Raw genomic sequence first — 19297 nt, forward strand, 5'->3', positions numbered from 1 at the left:
CTTCTTAATCGGGTTGAACACATGAAGGAAGTACCAAAATTACAAGAAGTCTTGTATCATGAAGGGATCACCAATAAGAAAAGTGACCCGGGCTATTTCCCTCACTGGAACAAACCGGAATTCCCAAATGATGCAAAAACTTTGTATTTCCATTATTATCAGTACTCTTTTTTTTCTCCCCGCCTGCCAGCAAGAAACGGACACTTCTTCCAGGCATTCCCCCTTAACGTCCAAAAATGCACTGGCCTATGAGGTCGATTTCCCCGCAGGAAGTAATCCCAAATTTTTATTATCTAACGCCTTTGGCGGTTATTTTTTTAATCAGGCGGCAAAAGGAAAGCAGGATGCTTTTGCGGCCTATCGGGGATGGCATTGGCAAGGCAAAGTAGTATTGGGAGATTATCGCCTTTACCTGAATGACAGCTTAGTTCAAAACACCAACATTCCCTTCCGAAGCGGCAGCAGTTATTTTTTACGAGCCCATCCCAAAGGAAGGGAATATACCTTTTTTCTGGCTCAACATCCGGCACTGGTCATTTACCTGCCCGAACAGGACCATCGTCAATTAGGGATTAAACTTATTGGCTTAGCGACAGGCGACCCTATTTTTGAATCAAATGCCTTATGGTATCCGACAAAAAAAACCGAAGGATATATCCTCATGGCTCCTATTGAAAAAACCAATGCCCTTTTCAAGGACGGACACCTGGAAGTAAGTGGGAAGGCAAAGGGCTTTGTGGCGATTTTCTGTCAAGAGAAATCAGAGGGAATAACTTTATTAAAAACAGCGCGTCAGGAGCTCGAAAACCAACTCCCTCCCATTTCCATGCATACTTATCCCTATTTCAAATCCTCCTCCTGTGAAATGGTTCCTTTTTTAAATCTACTCTCACAAAGTTTGGAAATCCTGCATCAAGACGCGGCTAACATGCCCTATTCATTAGGTTTCCCGCCCTCGCCGGGCGATATTTCCAGTCACCACCTTCAAAGTATCACAGGAGCCATGTTGATCAGGGGCCAAATGCAGCAAGCCCAACAATTGCTGCAGCATTACAGCCAGTTGCAAAACCGGGATACGGCCAGCAGCCAATATGGCTTTTTGCCCGAAAGCGTTAAACGGTCGCAGCTTCAATACAATGGTTTTCTACCTCTAAGCCATTTTTGCCAAGCCTTATTCAGTTACCTTAAATACTTCAAAAATCCGGAATTTATTGAAAAGGTATACCCTTCCTTAGCCATGGGGATCAAAAGCTGTATCAGTCTACGGCTTGATGAGCATTTTCTCATTAAAAGTAAGGATGGAAAAGTGCCATTGGATCAGCAGATATTATGGTTAGAAAGTTTACAAATGACCAAAGAGATAGCCGCTTATTTAGGTAATTTTGAGGACGAAGAATTATTTCAGGCCACCTGGGCCAAAGCCAGCTGGCATTTTAATAAGCTGTATCTTGACCAACCGATAAAAATCTCCAGTGCCGGCATTTCATTGGGTGGACAGGAATTCCAAACCAATTTGCGTTTATTCTGCTTATCAGACTATATTCATGAGCCCTATAAGAAAGTTAACTTTTTGGCACAACAGTACGCCCGGCATCAAGCTCCGGTAGGATTACTGGACGAAATAGAAATGCCGAAAGACTGGTTGATGGATAGTCTGGGGGAAGAAAATAATCCGGAAGAACGATACTATGCGCCTGCATTTGAAAGCTTAACCGCTTTCATTCCCTTGCTTGAAATCTACCAAAAAGAGCTGGTATGGCAGAAGTTTCAGGATATTGCTCAACATAATACCACCGATGAACTTCTGGGAAGCATTCCTTCTGGCTTCCGGCTTACCAACAAAATACCTTATGCTGTAGGCCACTTATTAGACCTTCGGGCAACTTCTATGGCCCTGCAATTAATACAGGAAAACTTTCTGGGAATCCGACCGGCACTCTGGAAAAACGAACTGACACTTGCCCCTCGAATCCCCCAGGCACTGGAACATTTAGATTACTCATTTTTCCTGAATGGGAAAAAATCTCTTTTCCAATGTCGAAAGACGAAAGACAAAAGCAGTTATTTTTATGATGTAGAAGGCTTTTCCGGAGAAGTTATTTTCGATGAAGAATCCTATCCGGACCAACGATTTACTTTAGATGGCAGGCAACACCAACTTATCATTGAGGTGACCACTGAACAAATGAGCGTTTCCTACTTAACTGAACAGGGGGATAAAATTAATCTTTTAGGTGTATCCCGAAAGCATGGTCTTGCCAAAGAAATCCTGAAAAACACGGCCGATCGTCAATTTGAAAAATTTCATAGAAAACAAAATATCCCTTTCTAATCATCGCTATTAAATCAGGCCGTCAGTCATGTTTGACCAAGGGATGGTTGCTCTTACGAAAACATATCCAGCGCATGCATAACGCAAGCATTCCTTTCTGGAAACACTTAGTCAACAGGTGACAGTAAAACTCCAACCAACTGCCTCCTCATTTTAATGAAGGAGGCGGATTTGGACCACTAAACAACAATGCTGCCCTTCCACACAATACTGTAATTCCTGTACATAATTCGAATTTTCGCCTAGAAGGGGACTTCAACCAATGCCGACATTTACCTTAAGCCGGATTATCTATGCTAAATCCTCCTTTAGTTGCATGGCGAGAAAAGGAAGGGATTTTTCCTATTATGAATTTTTTCCTGGGAAAAAGATGAAGGAGGAGCAAGCAAGCTTACCCACATTTGGGCGATTAAAAAACACCATAACCGGCCATTGCGAAATGATAACAAATCAGTTACATCAAATCAATAAATATAGGGTTAAAAAATCAGGCTTAAGGCTAATCAGTGAAATCACCTTTCCAAAGAAAAGAGAAGGATAGTATTTTTCGCTGAACTAACCTAAAGTGAGCAAAAGCGTGTTTGAAAGTCAAAATTCGCAGCGAAAAACCGATAATAGAAGCGATACCCAATTATTTTATGAGAATAGCATCACTATTATTAAGAAAGCATCCAAAATCGCTTCCAATAATTCGAATTTGCAGCCGGATGGTGTGCTTTTAAAACAGGCTCTATACTCTCAAGAGCCTTGGAGAATTCCGGAAACCCATTCTAACTTACCGATATTTCGAAAGCAACATTCAACCCTACTCAAAAGTGTAATCGAAAAAATATATGTGCTAAATAATAATTCTGTGATTATGCTTTTTTTTCTACCCCATTTTCTAGGCCATACCTCTCAAAACCTTCCCAAAAAAACGGGAATATTTGATTACTTATCATTTTTTAAATCTCCATTTCCGCTTGGACTGGAAGCATTTTCTATTATTATTTTTTAAAATTATGAGAATTTCGATTATCATCCTTAGCCTGCTATTACTTTTCACCCCACCTCTTCAGGCACCAACCACCCAATGGCTATCCTATGCGGAAAAACAGTGGGAGACCAAAGCCATTACCTGGCAAAAAGGAAATAAAAAAATCATTGCGGATATCGAGTTAGAAGAAAACCTGGTTTACCAACAAATTGAGGGCTGGGGAGGCTGCTTTAATGAAAAAGGGTGGAAAGCGTTACAGTACCTCGAAGATGCCGAGCGAGAGGAAATCATGAAGCTTCTATTTTCCACGGAGGCCTGTAATTTTGATTACTGCCGGATGCCTATTGGCGCAAGTGACTATGCCCTGGATTACTATTCCCTAAACGATCATGCTGGAGATTATAAAATGGAAAATTTCAGTTTGGATCGGGACCGGAAATACCTCATCCCTTACCTCAAAGCGGCCATGGACGTTAAGCCCTCCCTAAAAATTTGGGGCTCACCATGGACGCCTCCCTTTTGGATGAAGGAGAACAATCATTACGCCAGAGGAAGTATAAAAACAGATGCCAAAACATTGGCTGCCTATGCCCTTTATTTTAGAAAATATATCAAAAATTACAGAAAAGAGGGGATCAATATCGTTGCAGTGCACCCACAAAATGAGCCGCTGCACCTGCCCGCCTTTCCCTCCTGTGGCTGGACTGGTGAACAGCTCAAAACCTTTATTGGAACGTATTTGGGCCCGGAGCTCAAATCTAATATTTCGGATTGTGAAATATGGTTAGGGACTATCAATGGCAACGACCAGACGGACGAGTTTCAGGAATACGTCCAAACCGTACTCAGCGCGCCGGAGAGCAAACAATACCTTACCGGGGTCGGCTACCAATGGGATGGTGATGCGGCAGTGGAGCAAACCATCCACCAATTTCCGGAAATGAAAATCATGCAGACTGAAACCAAATGCGGATGGGGCCAAAATGACTGGGCATATGCCTTTCAAACTTTTGATCAAATGTATTGGTACCTTCAGCGAAAAGCCTCTTACTACTTACAATGGAATATGGTATTAGATGAAACGGGCATGAGCTCCTGGGGCTGGAAGCAGAATGCCATGATCACCGTAGACACTTTTCAAAAAAATTATCGCATTAACCCTCAATACTGGGTGGTGCGACATTTTACTCAATTTATTAAAGCCGGAGCTTACAGAATTGGGTGTCATACCAAAAACAATATTCAGGCTTTAGCCTTCAAAAACTCCGGTGGTCAATTGGTATTAATCTGTCGAAATCCAACTAGTACCGAACAAAGTTACCAATTACAAAAATGAAAAAATATTTGTAAACTCAAGCTACCGGCCAATAGTATTTGTTCCATTTTAATTTAACCCGGATTATTCATGCTTACCTCCTCGTTTATAGCGTGTTTAAAAGCCAAAATTCGTAGCGAAAATTTGAAGTATTGCAGAAGGGATACCCGATTATTTTGAGAGAATAGCATCGCTATTGTTGAGAAATAATCCTAAATCGCTTCCAATAATTTGAATTTTCGCCTAGAAGGGGACTTCAACAAATGCCGTCATTTACCTTAGCCGGATTATCTATGCTAAATCCTCGTTTAGTTGCATGGCGGTCATATGAAGGGATTTTTTCTATTTCGAGTTTTTTCCTGGGAAACAGATGAAGGAGGAGCAAGCATGCATCCTCCCGTTAATGAATTGACCGAAGCCTGGCAATTAAGAAAAATATGGAACGTATCTATGCAACCTAGGAAACAAATCCAATGGCGTTATTTCCTACACGCTATTTAGTGGTATTACCTGTCAAAGAGCCTTTTCCGCGCCACTGGTATAACGAATATGATCACGATACTCCGTGGGCCATATCCCCATTTTAGTTTTAAAAAATTTACTAAAATGCGAAGGTTCATTAAACCCCAACTCATAGGCCAATTGCTTTACATTTAAATCACTATAAATAAGCAAATGCTTCGCCTCCATTAATACCTTCTGATGAATGACCTGTAAAGGGGACATATCCACCACTTTACGACAAGAACGGCTCAATTGCTTTTCGTGAATTCCCAATAGCCGGCTATAATCCGTTACCAAATGCCATTTTTTGTAATGCTCATCCAAAACTTTTAGAAAAGCGCGGTAGTAAACGTGCATCCTACTGCTCTCTTCCCACCGATTTTGCTGAGCCTTTTTATTAATAAAGGTAAAAAGCGGATCAAAAAAGGCTACGAACAGGTCCAAATGAGGAACTGCTTTCCGCCCACCCAGTTGTTGCTCCTGAATATTGTCCAATATTTCCCTGATGAACTTCCCCTCTTTCTCTTTTAATTTATAATAAGCATTTATACTTTCATTTTGGAAAAAAAACTGATGGTGCTTAAGATCCATTGAAATCGAAAATAAATCCTTGGAATAGCTTAATATCCTTGCATTTACACTTGCATTTTCTGGAAAACTGAAATCCGGGGCATCATGAGGGCCTAAAATAATTAACAGAGGGCAATCTACCATCGGCCTTTCATTTCCCATTCGGATAGGCTGGCTACAAGCCTCCAGAAAAATTATGTGGTAATTTCTTTTTAAATCAGGCGTCAGGAGAAAGTCATCCTCTTCTCCCGCCCATTCCCTCACCTCAAAAAAAGAGTTGGTTGCTCTGAAAATATCATTTGCTGAAATTACAGCACCTAATGACTCCGTCATACTATTTTATTTTCGCTATTGCCTTCAAAATTATAGTCAGGAATTTACCCTAGCGGCGAATGCGGAATAACTTCCTCTGACCGATGTGCAAACACTAAACCTTTTCCCTCGGCTTGAACGCTTTCTTTGGAAAAAGGTAGACCAAGCGCTTTTCGCCTTTATTCCTCTTTACTTCATCTGCCATGTTTGACATCAGTTTTTAAAAAGCAGCAAGACATCCCGTTTTAGGATATATATCCCCAACTATCACTTCACGAAAGCGCAATTTTATTCTAATGTCCGCAGTCAGGATTTAAAAATTTCAAAAAATTAAGGCGCATCGTTAGCTTTGAGGCTGTTAAAAAATGCCCCATCCCGCAGCATATTCGAATAATTGGATGCGATTTTTGATTATTTTTCAACATTAGCGAGGATATGCGCTCGAAATAAAGGGGGATCGGCTCTAAAAAGAGTATTTTCATCACGAATTTTGCACTTTAAACACTCTGAACCCGAATTATTCAACACCTGATTTAGACGGCCTAAAAATTCATTATCAACATGTTCGGCTTACTTTTATCAATTTCCCTACAGCTAAAATCTGTAATATACCCACTTTTCCTCCTTCATCGGCTTCTTTGGAAAACAACAAGGTGACCGCTATTTTTTTCACTTATACCAGCTCGCAGCTAAACGAGGATTACAGTAGGAGTTATCTGGCTGGAGTAATGTGGCTTTGAACAGGCGATAAGTTGAAATCAACGTTTTAATCGCATCCCAAATTTTGAATTTACAGCCGATACGGAGATATTTGCGGCCACATGGAAAATTTGGGTACGGAAAAGAAAGCAGCAGCAAAAGTTAAAAAGAAACTCACTTCGAATACTTCCAAAGCAATGATGGATTTTGGAATGGTAGAGGCAGGAGATAAAATCATGGTTTGTCTGTCAGGGGGAAAGGATAGCTACACCCTTCTGGACATGATGCTGCACACTCAAAAAGTGGTGCCATTTCATTTTGACATCGTCGCGGTCAATTTGGACCAGAAACAACCAGGCTTCCCGGAGCATATACTGCCGGACTACCTGAAAAATCTGGGCGTCGATTTTCAAATCATTGAAAAAGACACCTATTCCATAGTGAAGGAAAAAGTGCCGGAGGGAAAAACCACTTGTAGTTTGTGTTCCCGTTTGCGTCGCGGTAATTTATACGATACGGCGAAAAAATTGGGCGCCAATAAATTAGCATTGGGGCACCATCAGGATGATATCATCGAAACCTTTTTTCTCAACCTGCTATTTTCCGGAAAAATGGAAGCTATGCCGGCCAAATACCTGACCGATGATGGTAGCCTTACCGTCTTGCGTCCGATGGCCTATTGTCGTGAACGGGATATTGCCACCTATGCAGAAATTCGTGAATTTCCGATAATCCCTTGTAATCTTTGTGGATCTCAGCCTAAGCTTCAGAGACAAACCATCAAAGCCATGCTAAATACCTGGGAGCAGGCCTATCCTGATCGAATTGAAATTATTTTCAATGCCCTACAGAATGTGAGTCCCTCTCACCTGCTAGATCCCAAGCTTTTTGATTTTTTCAATATGCATGGCAAGGATCTTAGCGAGTATAAATAATGCTGACAAATAAATTTTGGTAACAGTAGTGGTAAAGCTGAATGGGTTGAAATCAGATCAACCTAATATAGCTTGCATCCCCCTCATTGACCTACTTCCTTGGAAAAAACTCGAAACAAGGAATTAGTACCTTGTTTCCTGATATATAGCTATGCTGGATTTATACAGGCATAATTTGGGTGTATTTATTTCTGCTGTGCTAAAAATAATGCGAACTGTCTAAATTGAAAATTAATGTCACCCCATGGTTCCGCATAAACTCGAAACCTTTTTTTCACAATAGCCTTCCATGGCTTTCCTTTCAGAGAATTGCCCATAACCTGCTTATACCACAACTCTACTTCATTTGCCCCCACATAGTAAACATTAACTACATCCTCCACTTGAATAGAAAAAGTCCTTCTACCGGCTATTAATGAATAAGTTGTAAGCTTTAGCGTCGTATCCAATATTTTTAAATCCAATAATACCACTTGCTTTGATTTTACTATTAGCAATATCAGAAAAGTGATCCCAACGCCCACCAAGACCAACTCATTAACGCTCAGTAAATTCTCAGCACTTGAAATATAGAACCAGTAAAGCAGCACCTGCCAATCATCAAACCAACCATCGTTTTTAAAAATGATATTCGCTGCTTTTTTATTAAACCTGTTTGCATTAATTAAAATCTATACTAAAAAAAACTTTGCATAAATACTCTTGGCCAAATCTGACAACCTCATCGAAATGGCGACCACCCATTCAAGCAATCTCCCATTTTATAAGGAAGATTATGAGCATTTTTAAAAGCCAACATTCGCAGCGAAAATTTGAGGTATCGCTTCCAATAATTCGAATTTGCAGCCGGCTGGGGTGCTTTTAAATTAGGCTGTCGAAAATCCTTTAATGTAAGAAAATCAACCCCTGTTATGATCACGCCAGCGCCATTCGTCAGGAAGAAACCCGCTATCTGGCCAAAATATTCGATAGTCTACTTTTAAATATGCTCTAACTACTATCACAATCGCCTCTTCTATAAGCATTTTCGATATGAATTTTGGCTTCAATACTCACTTTTAATAATCGTCCAAATATTTATCTAATTGATAGCCCTCAATCAATAAGGGTAAACGATCATCCGCCAAATCAAAAAACGGCAACGCTCCGGATTCAAGCTTTTGATCCAACTCATCCTTGGCTAAAAATTGTTGAGCATGATCCATATAAGTGCCCTTCATCAAATGACGGTATTCGTGCTGGAAAATTACAGCCGCAAAACCTTCTAATCGGCCGGACTGAATTTGTCCCTGCGCGTTTCGACATTCATATTCTACCCATTTAAAGGTGGCGACATTCCCTCTTTTTTCCCCCTTGGCGCTCAGGCAGCCATGCCAAAAATTCATTCGCGCCTTGGATACCTTGGTGATTTTCGGATTAATAAAAATCTGTTTTTCCACAGGGCCCAGCACCTGATACCTTGGGTTGTTGACCTGGGCTTCAATGATGAATATCTGAAGTCGCTTACCCAACTGATTTGCTGCAATCCCTACTCCAGCCGTTCTCCGCATTACGGTATACATACTGTCGATAAAAATATGGAGCGCCGGACTATTAAACTCTTTCTCCTTTATCCTCCGTGGGTTTAAATACAAAGCATTCTGAGCTCTTCCTTCTTCGCCTGCCGGAATATGCTGCACTACCTCAAAGCCTTCCTCCGGAATACTCAAGTTAAGGGCCTCATCTGATGAACAGGAAGACTGTAAACATGCAACCATAATGATAAGCGTATAAATAAGATAACTTTTGAACATCGAAATATTGATATTTAAAGTCCCCGGATGATGATCCTGAAAAAGCCCTCCGAAGAAACATTAAAACAAAACCTGGCTATCTCGGAAAGCCTTGAACCTGCCTTCTTCTCTTGACAGTTTGACGAACACAATATGGAATAATTTACGCATAAATTATGCTGATTTTTTTAAAAAGCTTATGAAAAAAATCAGACTTGTCTAAACCGAATGATGCAGGCTTAATCTGAATTATTCCTGCTAAAATCCTGTTTTAGTTATAAGGCAAATAAAATGACGGAATTTTCCTGTTTGGTTAATTCCAAAAAGCAGATGAATAAGGAGAAGGTGAGCTTGCCCGGATTTGGAATATTAGAAAACCTGCATTATCAATCTTAATAATCTGACAACGAATCCCTTAGCAAACCCCAATGAATCAAGCAGTGAATAAAATGGCTGAAATAGGAAAAAGCCAGCTTAATCCAGCATCTATCATGTAAAAACGGTCATAAAAAAAACCGCACAAGGCGGCTTTCAAAATTGGACTAATTGGAAAACAGATTACCCGCCTTATAAGGCAAGCAAAATTACTATCCTCCAATTATCTATAATTTTTAATTAGTTCTCTGGGTTTGGTACCAAAGGAACAATATGCAAGTTAGTTGGAAGTGGAGTTTCCTTATCATCAGCAGGAGATACTTCCAAAACTTCATTCACCTGGTAATAATTTAAATCTTCAGTACTGAATACCCCTTTAGTGATCGTGTAACCAATAGCTTCTTCCTCCCTTGGTTGCTTACCGTTGATTTCCATTTCACCTTCGAAAGTAGTTTCATTAATCACAGCAGTGATTGTAATTTTGGTAGGAACTACCGTATCAATCAATTCGTAGTCTGTTCCTTTTACTGCACGCAATTCAGAATCAGTATACAAATAAATCTCGCTCAATTGCTTCTGAGCATCTTCGATTGGGTTGTTTACAACAGTGTCATCAGATTTGTTACAAGCCATCGCTCCGATCGCTAGTGCGAAAAAGAAGAAAAGTTTTTTCATGATAATAATATTTAAAATTAGTCCTTAATCAATCTGATAAGTGCAAATATCGGGCAGAACCACAGTCATAAAATCATTCAGAAATGAGCGACTGATTAGAAATATATTGGCTAATAAACACAAATCCGCTTCACAGCTCCTGTTGGTATTTTACCATCAGGAATCTTTAAAAAAATTCTAATAAAAAAATACATCCGATCACAAAAAAAAATCACCGATAATTACAAAATATCCGTAAACGATTGATTTTATCCCATTTACAAAAGAGAGGTATGACGTTTTTTTGAAAGAAAGCCAAACTTTAGCCTTTATTACAGGGCATCTGTGCATGGTCAAAAGCTGAAATTATTCAAGAAAAGGTAAAGTGTCGCCAGGGAGCTTGCCGGTTAATGGGATAAATAACCAGACTATTAATGAATAATCTCTATCCCTTTCAATAACTAATTGGTGTCCCAATAGGGTTTGCGGAATATTATTGAAAACACCCCTATATATTGACACGAAAATTCTCCTATGAGAGCTCCTTTGATTACTACTTTAGTCCCTATATGAAGCAATTGACTATTTTTACCGGCGCTTACACCGAAACGGTATCCGGAGATTTAAAAGGTCATGGAGGTGGCCTGACTATTTTTTCGCTTTCCCAAAAAGCTGGATTACTCCGTGAGTTACACCAAAGTTATGTGCGTAATGCAGCATATTTATGTATTAGCACGGACAGACGTTTTCTCTTTACTTTTGAGGAGGTATTGAAAACCAAGGCTCCACAGTTAAGATCTTATAAAATCACGGATGAAGGACTACACCCGATAAATGCCGTTCCTATTTGCGGGGGGCTACCTTGTCATATTCAGTTTTTGGAACAGGAGCAAAAAGTGGCGATAGCCTGTTATGAGACCGGCAATGTTTTATTTTTCCCGGTGAATGAGCAGGGGGCTGTACAACAGGCCAGTGAAGAAGCCTGCCTTATCGGGACGGGTTCTAATCCTTTCCGGCAGGAAGGGCCCCACGCACATATGTGTATTCCTGAGCCTGGAGCGCATAAAATCTTCGTTCCAAATTTAGGAGCGGATGAAATCTCTGTACTTTCTCCGAATAAAAAGTATCAGGAAACGACCAAAATAAAGATGCCTGCTGGTAGCGGACCAAGACACCTTTGCTTCCACCCTGAACTACCCTATGCCTTCGTGTCAGAAGAATTAAAGGGACGCCTGACGATGCTAAAGAGAACAAAGGGAGCATGGCATTGGATCGGGGCTTGCGTCACAATAAAAGATCTACCAACAAATGGAGATGCATCGGCCTCTGCCCTGAAAATATCCCCTGAGGGGAAACATTTATATATGGGAATCAGAAGTAATCATACCATCGCTCATTTTTCTTTTGATGCTCATCAGGAAAAACTACATTTAAATGCAATGGTCCCAACGATGGGAAAAACACCGCGAGATTTTGACCTTTCATCTGATGGAAAATGGTTGGTGGTAGCCAACCAGGACAGTGATGATTTGGTGTTATTTGAAAGAGATCAGGAAAACGGTAAACTTGAATTCATAAAACAATTTGCAGGTCCGAAATCCATAAGTTGTGTGAAAATTGTGGATTAAACCAGGCTTTAGCGTTGGGATAATCATCACAAAAAAATAAGCTCCTTTACCATACAGCTAGACATTTTTGCCTAAAAACGTAAAAAGCGAATCAACAATAGTAACTTTGGGTTCCAACGCCAACAAAGATCTATGTTCGATTCGCTTCACGACAAACTTACGCAACAATTTCCAAAATGGGGCAAAGCTTGCTGGAAAAATGTACTCGCTTTAAGTTTAGGCATCATCCAAAAAGGAACCGTGTGTCTTAATAAAGTGAAAGATTGCATAGGTAGTATTTTAGAAAATCAGAGTACTTCCGCCTTTGGTCATTACAAACGCTTAACCCGGATATTTACGGAATATTCTGACACCCATTTATGGAGAGATCTATTGCAATTATCCGCCATGCATATGCATAAAGGTGGGGATTTTTTGATGGTGGATGGCACCAGTTGGAAGCAAGGGGATCGCACTTTTCATTTCATGACCTTGGCCATTTTGTATAATGGAGTAGCTGTGCCGATCTATTTCATGAATCTGGAAAAGAAGGGCATCAGTAATCAGGAAGAAAGAATTCAGTTGCTTGAAGAGGCGTCAAAGTTATTCAATCTTGAAGGCAAAATTCTCTTGGCTGATCGTGAATACGCAGGACAGAAATTCATCAAATACCTTGAGGATAACGGCTTTAAATATGTGCTTCGGGTAAAAGAATGCAACTTTAAGAATCAGTGGAATGAAAAATCTATGACGAAAGCGCAAATGATTTCAAAAGTCATAAATAGTAAGGTGAAGGGCAAAACGATGTCCGCTAAGATGAAGTTTGAAGCCGGAGACAATTGCCGGATGGTCATCAAGAAAAGTGAAGATGCGGAAAAGGAACCTGTGATTTTCCTTCTGACAAATCTATCTAAAAACGCATATAAAGTAGCTGAGGACTATCGGAAGCGATGGCAAATTGAGACATGTTTCAGACATTTGAAGACCAATGGTTTTGACCTTGAAAAAATGAATGTTCAGGGAGCAGATAGATGCCGGTTAATGATGGCTATTGTCGTTTTTGCATATTCGGTATCCATAGCTCATGGGTTGAAAAAGTACAAAAGTGTTAGTCTGAAAACTTATGCCAATGGTAAAAGGTACAGATCCATTTCCGTTTTTCGAAAAGGAGTCGAATGCATCGCAGAAGCTGATTACAGAATAGAAAATTGGGGCGAGTATATCCTGATTCACTTCTTAAGCCATGATCGGAAAATTTGCCCCAAATCAATAAATGTCTAGCTATATGGCAAATCAGCTAATAAAGAGGTGGACAGATTGTATAGGACCACCATTACCGTCATACCAATAAGTATTTTCGTTAAGGGGAAATAAAGGATTTTGAATCCAAAACTGTTAGATCGAGTTGGCATAATACTATAAATAATGATGGGTGATAAGAAAATTATGAGCCTTCCCCTCCTTTCATTTTTCCTTCAATAATCGATTATTTCATAAAAGAATGTCTTTAATTAAATTATTTAATCACAATTTTCCTAATGATTAATTTTAAACAAAAAAAATTAAGCTATCTATTTAGACTAAAAAAACCGATCAGAACTTCTATGAGCGTTCATAAACACCTCTACCCAACTTCGACATTTTATTAAACATGTTCTAAAAACCTACATTTAAGTGCCCGGTAAAATTAAAATCCAGCAAACCGAAAGCACTAAAAAAAAAAAGCTGATGCCCGATAGCATCAGCTAGAGCTAGGCTGTCGAAAATGCTCATTTTCATGAAATAACACCCTTCACAGAAAGTTCTTATGGGTGTTTTCAGAAGGGTAAAGGCCCCATTTTTTAATATATTCAATAGGCTAAGCAAGAGTATAATTAAAAGCGCACCATTCGACTGAAAATTAAAATTATTGGAAGCGACTTTGGATAATTCCTCAACAATATCGATGCTATGCTCGAAAAATAATCGGGTATCGCGTCTGCAATACTGTAAATTTATTTTACGAATTTTTGACCATTAAGCACGCTCCTTATCAGACTTATTCACTTCGAAATTTATAGATCTAACGTTAATAAATTTCCTTCGTCCATTACAGATACTTTCGTTGACTTTTAATAACCCCAATTTTTCTAAGCATACACTCCCCCTCTTTTAGATACTTCGTCGGATAAAAATCGAAATCAGAAATTATTCCATCATTTTTCGCGTTTTTAAGCTTAAGAGGATTTATGCCTGAATATTCTAGCTTAGATGATGGTTTTTGAAGACAAATCTACGCGCTATGGTAAAAATATTTTTCTACATTCCACTACAACTGGCCTGGTTTTTAACAAGGTGCGATTTCCTCTCTGAGCTGTAAAAAACCTTCAAGAACTTGTTCCATATCCCGGACAAGTACTCTCCGTCTCATATCCATTTCCATTTCGTAAGGGGTCCACTGCTTCTCATGGTATTCATGCCCAAATTGTGGCTTATTTAATAGCTGAATTTCTTCCTGAAGGATTTCAAACAATAGCTGCCTTTCAATACTATTGGCTTCCTGCAGGCACCACTGTTTTCTTAATTCAGATGCTGTGGGGTATGGCCATCTTTGTGCATTACTCCTACTAAAATCCAACTCAGGGAAATTCAGATTATGAATTAGAATTTTCTGTATCACCAACCAATCCAGCGTAATAGCTTTGGAACTTTGAAAATCAGATTTTAATTTTCGCACCATATGAACAGTCCGTTCCGAATATTTCTTTCTCAATATGATACGCGTGCTATCTGAAAACAAAACACCTTTATCAGTCGCCTTTTCTATTTCTTGGTTGATATAATCAAATCGATTTTGGAGTCCGGAAAAATAATAGTTATTGACAATATTACGATCAATGGCGGTGGTCTTGTTAATGAAAAAAGAAATAAATCCTATTAAAATGACAGAAAGAAAAAAGGCATACTTAGTCTTATAAAGAAATCGTATCGAACTCCAGAAATTCAGAAAAACATAAATAATGAGAAGCACACCTAAACTACTAAATTCGGCCAATAGATCTAAATGCCCATCATAGCCCCTGGAGATAAACAGGCTAAAATTCAAAATATAACCGAAACGACTGAGGCAAAATAAAAGGAGTAGCAGCAAGAATAAACCATTGGTTACTACAAATCGGCTTCTATACCTCCCTCTTCGACTCCTCTTACCGCTAAACCATATCAGGACTGTCAATCCAAAGCCAAGGAGGGTTGCTAAAGTAGAGAAGAAAAAATCACTCCAATAATATTCCTCCTCCGACAAAACCAACAGATCTCCAAATTGAGTCATTAGTCTTAAAATTTCTCGGGAATAATTAAAAAAATAACTCAAAACCAAGGCCCCAATAATACCCGTTACGACAGCAAACCAAAAACGCCCTTTACCGATGTGGGATATGGAGATCGATTGCTTTAAAAAATTTCGTTCCATCTTAGTATAACTCCAATCAAAATAAGGCGATAATCGCCTCCCTTTCAATAATAAATATAGGAAATTAAATCATAGATATTTAAATCAATATTTTAACTGTAGCTCAATATATTTTGAAAACATAGCTTCCCTATTGTTGAAAAAAGACCCATCCTGAATTATTCCCCGAAAAAATTAAAAACACATTTTAAAACACTAACCTCCTAATCAATAAGGGGTTATTTACTGATTTAATAATAGCCAAAAGTCGAGTAAGCCAGGGGACTTTCACCCCTGACTTCTCACAGAACCGTACGTGAACCTCTCAATTCATACGGCTCTTGTCATACAGAGCGCCACAAGAAACTATAGCCCAGAGGCCAGTGATAGAATAAGTTAGGATAATCATTCGCTATTCTTTTGAGCAAATTGGCCGCTTTTCGACGGCTGCCCTTTAGACTTTTGAATTTATTCATTGCCCAACTCATCAATCGCTGATGCAGATAATAGAAAACTGGGGATAAACCTTTCAATCGTACTTCCCCATAATAATTCACCCATCCTCGGATGGTATCATTTAGAGATTGTGCGATTTGCTGGATAGTCCCGCCTGTTTTGCGTCGAATGCGTAGTGCTCGGATTTGGTTAATCATTCGAAGTTTAGCTTTTCTGCTCACGGTACAGTCAAATTGCAGAAAATGCCCTCCTCGCTTCAATTTCTTTGACATCGGTCTGAAGCTAAAGCTCAGAAAATCGAACTGAACCTTATTATAATTCAGCCCTCTGCCGTCCTTCTTGCAGTAAACTATCTTTGTTTTCTCTGGATGTAACTTCAATCCACAGGCCTTGAATCGTTCACGAATTTCAGACAGTAGAAATTCTGCTTGCCGCTGTGAATGGCAATGAATGATCATATCATCAGCATATCGTACCAACTTTACCGCTGGGTGGTGGATTTGCATCCATTTATCCATCGTGTAATGTAAATACAAATTTGCCAAAAGAGGACTGATTACCCCTCCTTGAGGAGTACCTTTTCCCTCTTTCAAAATGATACTACCATCATTCAATTGGATGGGTGTTTCCAACCACCGTTTGATGTAAAGCATCACCCATTTTTCCTGAACGTGCTTTTCCAATGCCCTGTATAGCAGCGCGTGATCTACATCTTCAAAGAATGATTGTACATCTAGGTCGATCACCCACGCATTCCTGAGAACATGTTTTCTCACTTCTTGAATTGCTTGATGAGCACTTCGAGCAGGCCGATATCCATACGAACAATCCAAAAACTGCTGCTCCAGTCTTGGCTCCAAGTAATTCTTGACTACTTGTTGCGCAATCCTATCGCTAACTGCCGGGATCCCCAAGGGTCTGGTTTTACCATCTCCTTTGGGAATTTCCACTCGTCTTACATGCTGCGGAAAATAAGCGCCTGAGGCTAACCTATTCCAAAGCTTGTAAAGTAGTTTGGACCTGTCCTGATCAAAGGCCTCCAAACTCACCGCGTCTACACCTGCAGCCCCTTTATTTCGCTTTACTTGCTTGTACGCCTCCCACACCATCATTTTAGTAATGGGAATACTCTTTGTTTCTTCCTTAAAAATCATCCTCTTTTGGAGTTGTAATTAATGATTAAACAGTATGACTGAACCCCTTCGCTCCACTGCCATTACAGCTGCTTCTACACTAATACGAGTTCATCCGCCACCTGATCAAACATTGGTAATCGCCTTATAGAAACTGTCTACTTGTGCTTTCCCTTTAGTATTTTGATCAGGCTTCCTGCGTTCCGAAAATACGCCTGAATAAAGTTCATGCCCCCTTTATGACGACTGCCATGTAGCCTGTAATCAGGTTGCTGCTACACTCATCCCTACAGCCCCAAAAATCCATAGGTTTTGACAGTAACTTAGCTTTTCGCCACTTCATCGGTAGGTTCGCTTACGCTCATCTCCTTTATTCATACCTGACTGCTTTATACAGCCTTTTCTACTAACGCTTCATCCATAGAAATTGCTTTCCATAAATCCTAGCAGTGGTTTGATTTGTGCTCCTGAAAGCTCCAAACCGGATGGTCTGCATCCATCATATTTTCAGTTACGTTGCCAATCAGCAACTCACAGCACACTTTGGGCAGGCTTGCTTTTTCCTCATTCCTCTGCTTCGCTGGGAAAAAACCGAAATAAAGTACTATTCCATCATTTTTCCCGCCTCGCAGCAAAATGGGAACTTAAGGATAAATAATCCGGCCTAAGAAAAAGGCTAGATGGAGAAAGGTGGGGAGAAAAGAGACTGGAGCAACTTTTGGTAAACAAAAAAAATAATTTGGTAAATATTAAAGAGCATGTTTAAAAGCCAAAATTCGCAGCGAAAATTTGATTATTGCAGAGGCGATACCCGATTATTTTTGAGAGAATAGCAGGGCTATTATTTAGAAATTATCCAAAATCGTTTCCAATAATTCGAATTTGCAGCCGGATGGAGCGCTTTTAAACCTACTCTAAAGCAAGAGCGGCTTTTGAAATACTGGGAATGCCATGCAAAAACAATTAACCCGAATTATTCACCGCTAAATTAATCGAATAATCGTAATTAACTTATATTTAGTTCGTTACAATTTATTTTCTTTGATTTATAATAGCCCAAATTTGGGCAAGCTTGCTTTCTCCTCATTCATCTGTTTCGTTGGAAAAAACTCGAAATAGGAAACTATTCCGTCATTTTTTCCGCCTTACAGCTAAACGAGGATTTAAGCCTGAATAATCCGGGTTAATCTGCCAGCTAATGAAAAAGGGCTGACACATCAGCATCAACCCCTTAATTCATTGAACGTTTATTACAAACTATTTGCTTTTAACCAATCCAATAATTCCGGAACATAGGCAAAGGCTAAACCAGTTACAGTATCTGCCGCACCATAATAAACCGCTAACTTTCCGCTTTCTTCCTCATATAAAGCCGCACACGGGAAAACTACATTCGGCACATCTCCCATACACTCATACGGCGTCTGAGGAGATAATAAATAGGGCTGTGAGCGATACAACACTTTCCATGGCTCCTCCAAATCCAAAAGAGCTGCTCCCATCGCATACACGTATCCATTGCAGGAACGCAATACGCCATGATAAATCAGCAACCACCCTTCTTCCGTTTTGATCGGCGCCGGACCAGCACCAATCTTCATACATTGCCAGGCAGAATCTTCGAATGGTGCCGGAGACATAACATGACGGTGTTCGCCCCAGTATTTCATATCCGGTGACTGAGAAAGGAAGATATCGCCAAAAGGCGTATGTCCCGTATCACTCGGGCGGGAAAGCATCAAATATTTACCATTGATCTTTTCCGGAAACAAAACGCCATTTCTATTATATGGTAAAAAAGCATTTTCACACTGATGGAAGGTTTTGAAATCAAAGGTATAGGCAATCCCGATCGTTGGACCGTGATAACCATTACACCACTGTACCCAATAGCGGTCCTCAATCCAGACAACACGCGGATCATAAGCATATTCCGAATGCAGCAAAGGCGTATTGCCCTCCACAAAAGTGATCGGCTCATGGTTGATGTCCCAATTCACACCGTCTTTGGAGAATCCGGCATGGATTTTCATCTGACGAGAAGTGTTATCACAACGGAAAACACCAGCAAAACCATCTTCAAAAGGCACCACCGCTGAATTAAAAATGCTATTGGAATCCGGCAAAAGATCCCTGGGGATTACCGGGTTCTGGCTGAATCGCCACATTACCGCCTTTGAACCTTCCGGACGATCTTCCCAAGGAATTTGAACACTATTCATCACTT

General features: G+C 39.9%; 12 protein-coding genes. 6 read left to right on the forward strand and 6 right to left on the reverse strand.

Annotation, left to right across the window (positions count from 1 at the left end; all coding sequences use genetic code 11):
- The first annotated feature begins 127 nt into the window (after positions 1 to 127).
- The 3 genes from AAA970_RS17635 to AAA970_RS17645 all read left to right on the forward strand — a co-directional run bounded on the left by AAA970_RS17635 (position 128) and on the right by AAA970_RS17645 (position 4644).
- On the forward strand, positions 128 to 2332 hold the full coding sequence (locus AAA970_RS17635; protein WP_338238211.1) for a hypothetical protein: 2205 nt from the start codon (positions 128 to 130) through the stop codon (positions 2330 to 2332).
- Between the two features lie 565 nt (positions 2333 to 2897).
- On the forward strand, positions 2898 to 3329 hold the full coding sequence (locus AAA970_RS17640; RefSeq protein WP_338238212.1) for a hypothetical protein: 432 nt from the start codon (positions 2898 to 2900) through the stop codon (positions 3327 to 3329).
- A gap of 4 nt (positions 3330 to 3333) precedes the next feature.
- The gene (locus AAA970_RS17645; protein ID WP_338238213.1) at positions 3334 to 4644 is read left to right on the forward strand and encodes a glycoside hydrolase family 30 protein; all 1311 of its coding nucleotides are present in this window, start codon (positions 3334 to 3336) and stop codon (positions 4642 to 4644) included.
- Positions 4645 to 5136: 492 nt separating this feature from the next.
- Here the strand turns inward: AAA970_RS17645 and AAA970_RS17650 are convergent, their stop codons facing one another.
- Positions 5137 to 6030, reverse strand: a complete 894-nt coding sequence (locus AAA970_RS17650) for a helix-turn-helix domain-containing protein (protein ID WP_338238214.1) — start codon at positions 6028 to 6030, stop codon at positions 5137 to 5139.
- Between the two features lie 800 nt (positions 6031 to 6830).
- Here AAA970_RS17650 and ttcA point away from each other — a divergent pair.
- On the forward strand, positions 6831 to 7643 hold the full coding sequence (gene ttcA / locus AAA970_RS17655) for a tRNA 2-thiocytidine(32) synthetase TtcA (protein WP_338238215.1): 813 nt from the start codon (positions 6831 to 6833) through the stop codon (positions 7641 to 7643).
- Between the two features lie 1058 nt (positions 7644 to 8701).
- On the opposite strand, the gene AAA970_RS17660 is transcribed toward ttcA, so the two are convergent.
- Complete coding sequence (locus tag AAA970_RS17660) at positions 8702 to 9436, reverse strand: peptide deformylase (RefSeq protein ID WP_338238216.1); 735 nt, start codon at positions 9434 to 9436, stop codon at positions 8702 to 8704.
- A 594-nt stretch (positions 9437 to 10030) separates the two neighbouring features.
- Complete coding sequence (locus AAA970_RS17665; protein WP_338238217.1) at positions 10031 to 10465, reverse strand: hypothetical protein; 435 nt, start codon at positions 10463 to 10465, stop codon at positions 10031 to 10033.
- Between the two features lie 494 nt (positions 10466 to 10959).
- Here AAA970_RS17665 and AAA970_RS17670 point away from each other — a divergent pair, with 494 nt between their 5' ends.
- Together AAA970_RS17670 and AAA970_RS17675 are read left to right on the forward strand one after the other, a co-directional pair.
- Positions 10960 to 12072, forward strand: coding sequence for a lactonase family protein (locus AAA970_RS17670; protein WP_338238218.1), 1113 nt, complete (start codon positions 10960 to 10962; stop codon positions 12070 to 12072).
- A gap of 132 nt (positions 12073 to 12204) precedes the next feature.
- On the forward strand, positions 12205 to 13332 hold the full coding sequence (locus AAA970_RS17675) for a transposase (protein WP_338238219.1): 1128 nt from the start codon (positions 12205 to 12207) through the stop codon (positions 13330 to 13332).
- 1045 nt (positions 13333 to 14377) lie between these two features.
- Here the strand turns inward: AAA970_RS17675 and AAA970_RS17680 are convergent.
- From AAA970_RS17680 to AAA970_RS17690, 3 genes are all read right to left on the reverse strand, one after another.
- Positions 14378 to 15361, reverse strand: coding sequence for a hypothetical protein (locus AAA970_RS17680; protein WP_338238220.1), 984 nt, complete (start codon positions 15359 to 15361; stop codon positions 14378 to 14380).
- 464 nt (positions 15362 to 15825) lie between these two features.
- Positions 15826 to 17091, reverse strand: coding sequence for a group II intron reverse transcriptase/maturase (gene ltrA, locus AAA970_RS17685; RefSeq protein WP_338236943.1), 1266 nt, complete (start codon positions 17089 to 17091; stop codon positions 15826 to 15828).
- Positions 17092 to 18320: 1229 nt separating this feature from the next.
- Complete coding sequence (locus AAA970_RS17690) at positions 18321 to 19292, reverse strand: glycoside hydrolase family 130 protein (protein WP_060688505.1); 972 nt, start codon at positions 19290 to 19292, stop codon at positions 18321 to 18323.
- Between the last annotated feature and the right edge of the window lie 5 nt (positions 19293 to 19297).

Origin of the sequence: Persicobacter diffluens, from assembly GCF_036244895.1 — a bacterium.
GTDB lineage: Bacteria > Bacteroidota > Bacteroidia > Cytophagales > Cyclobacteriaceae > Persicobacter > Persicobacter diffluens.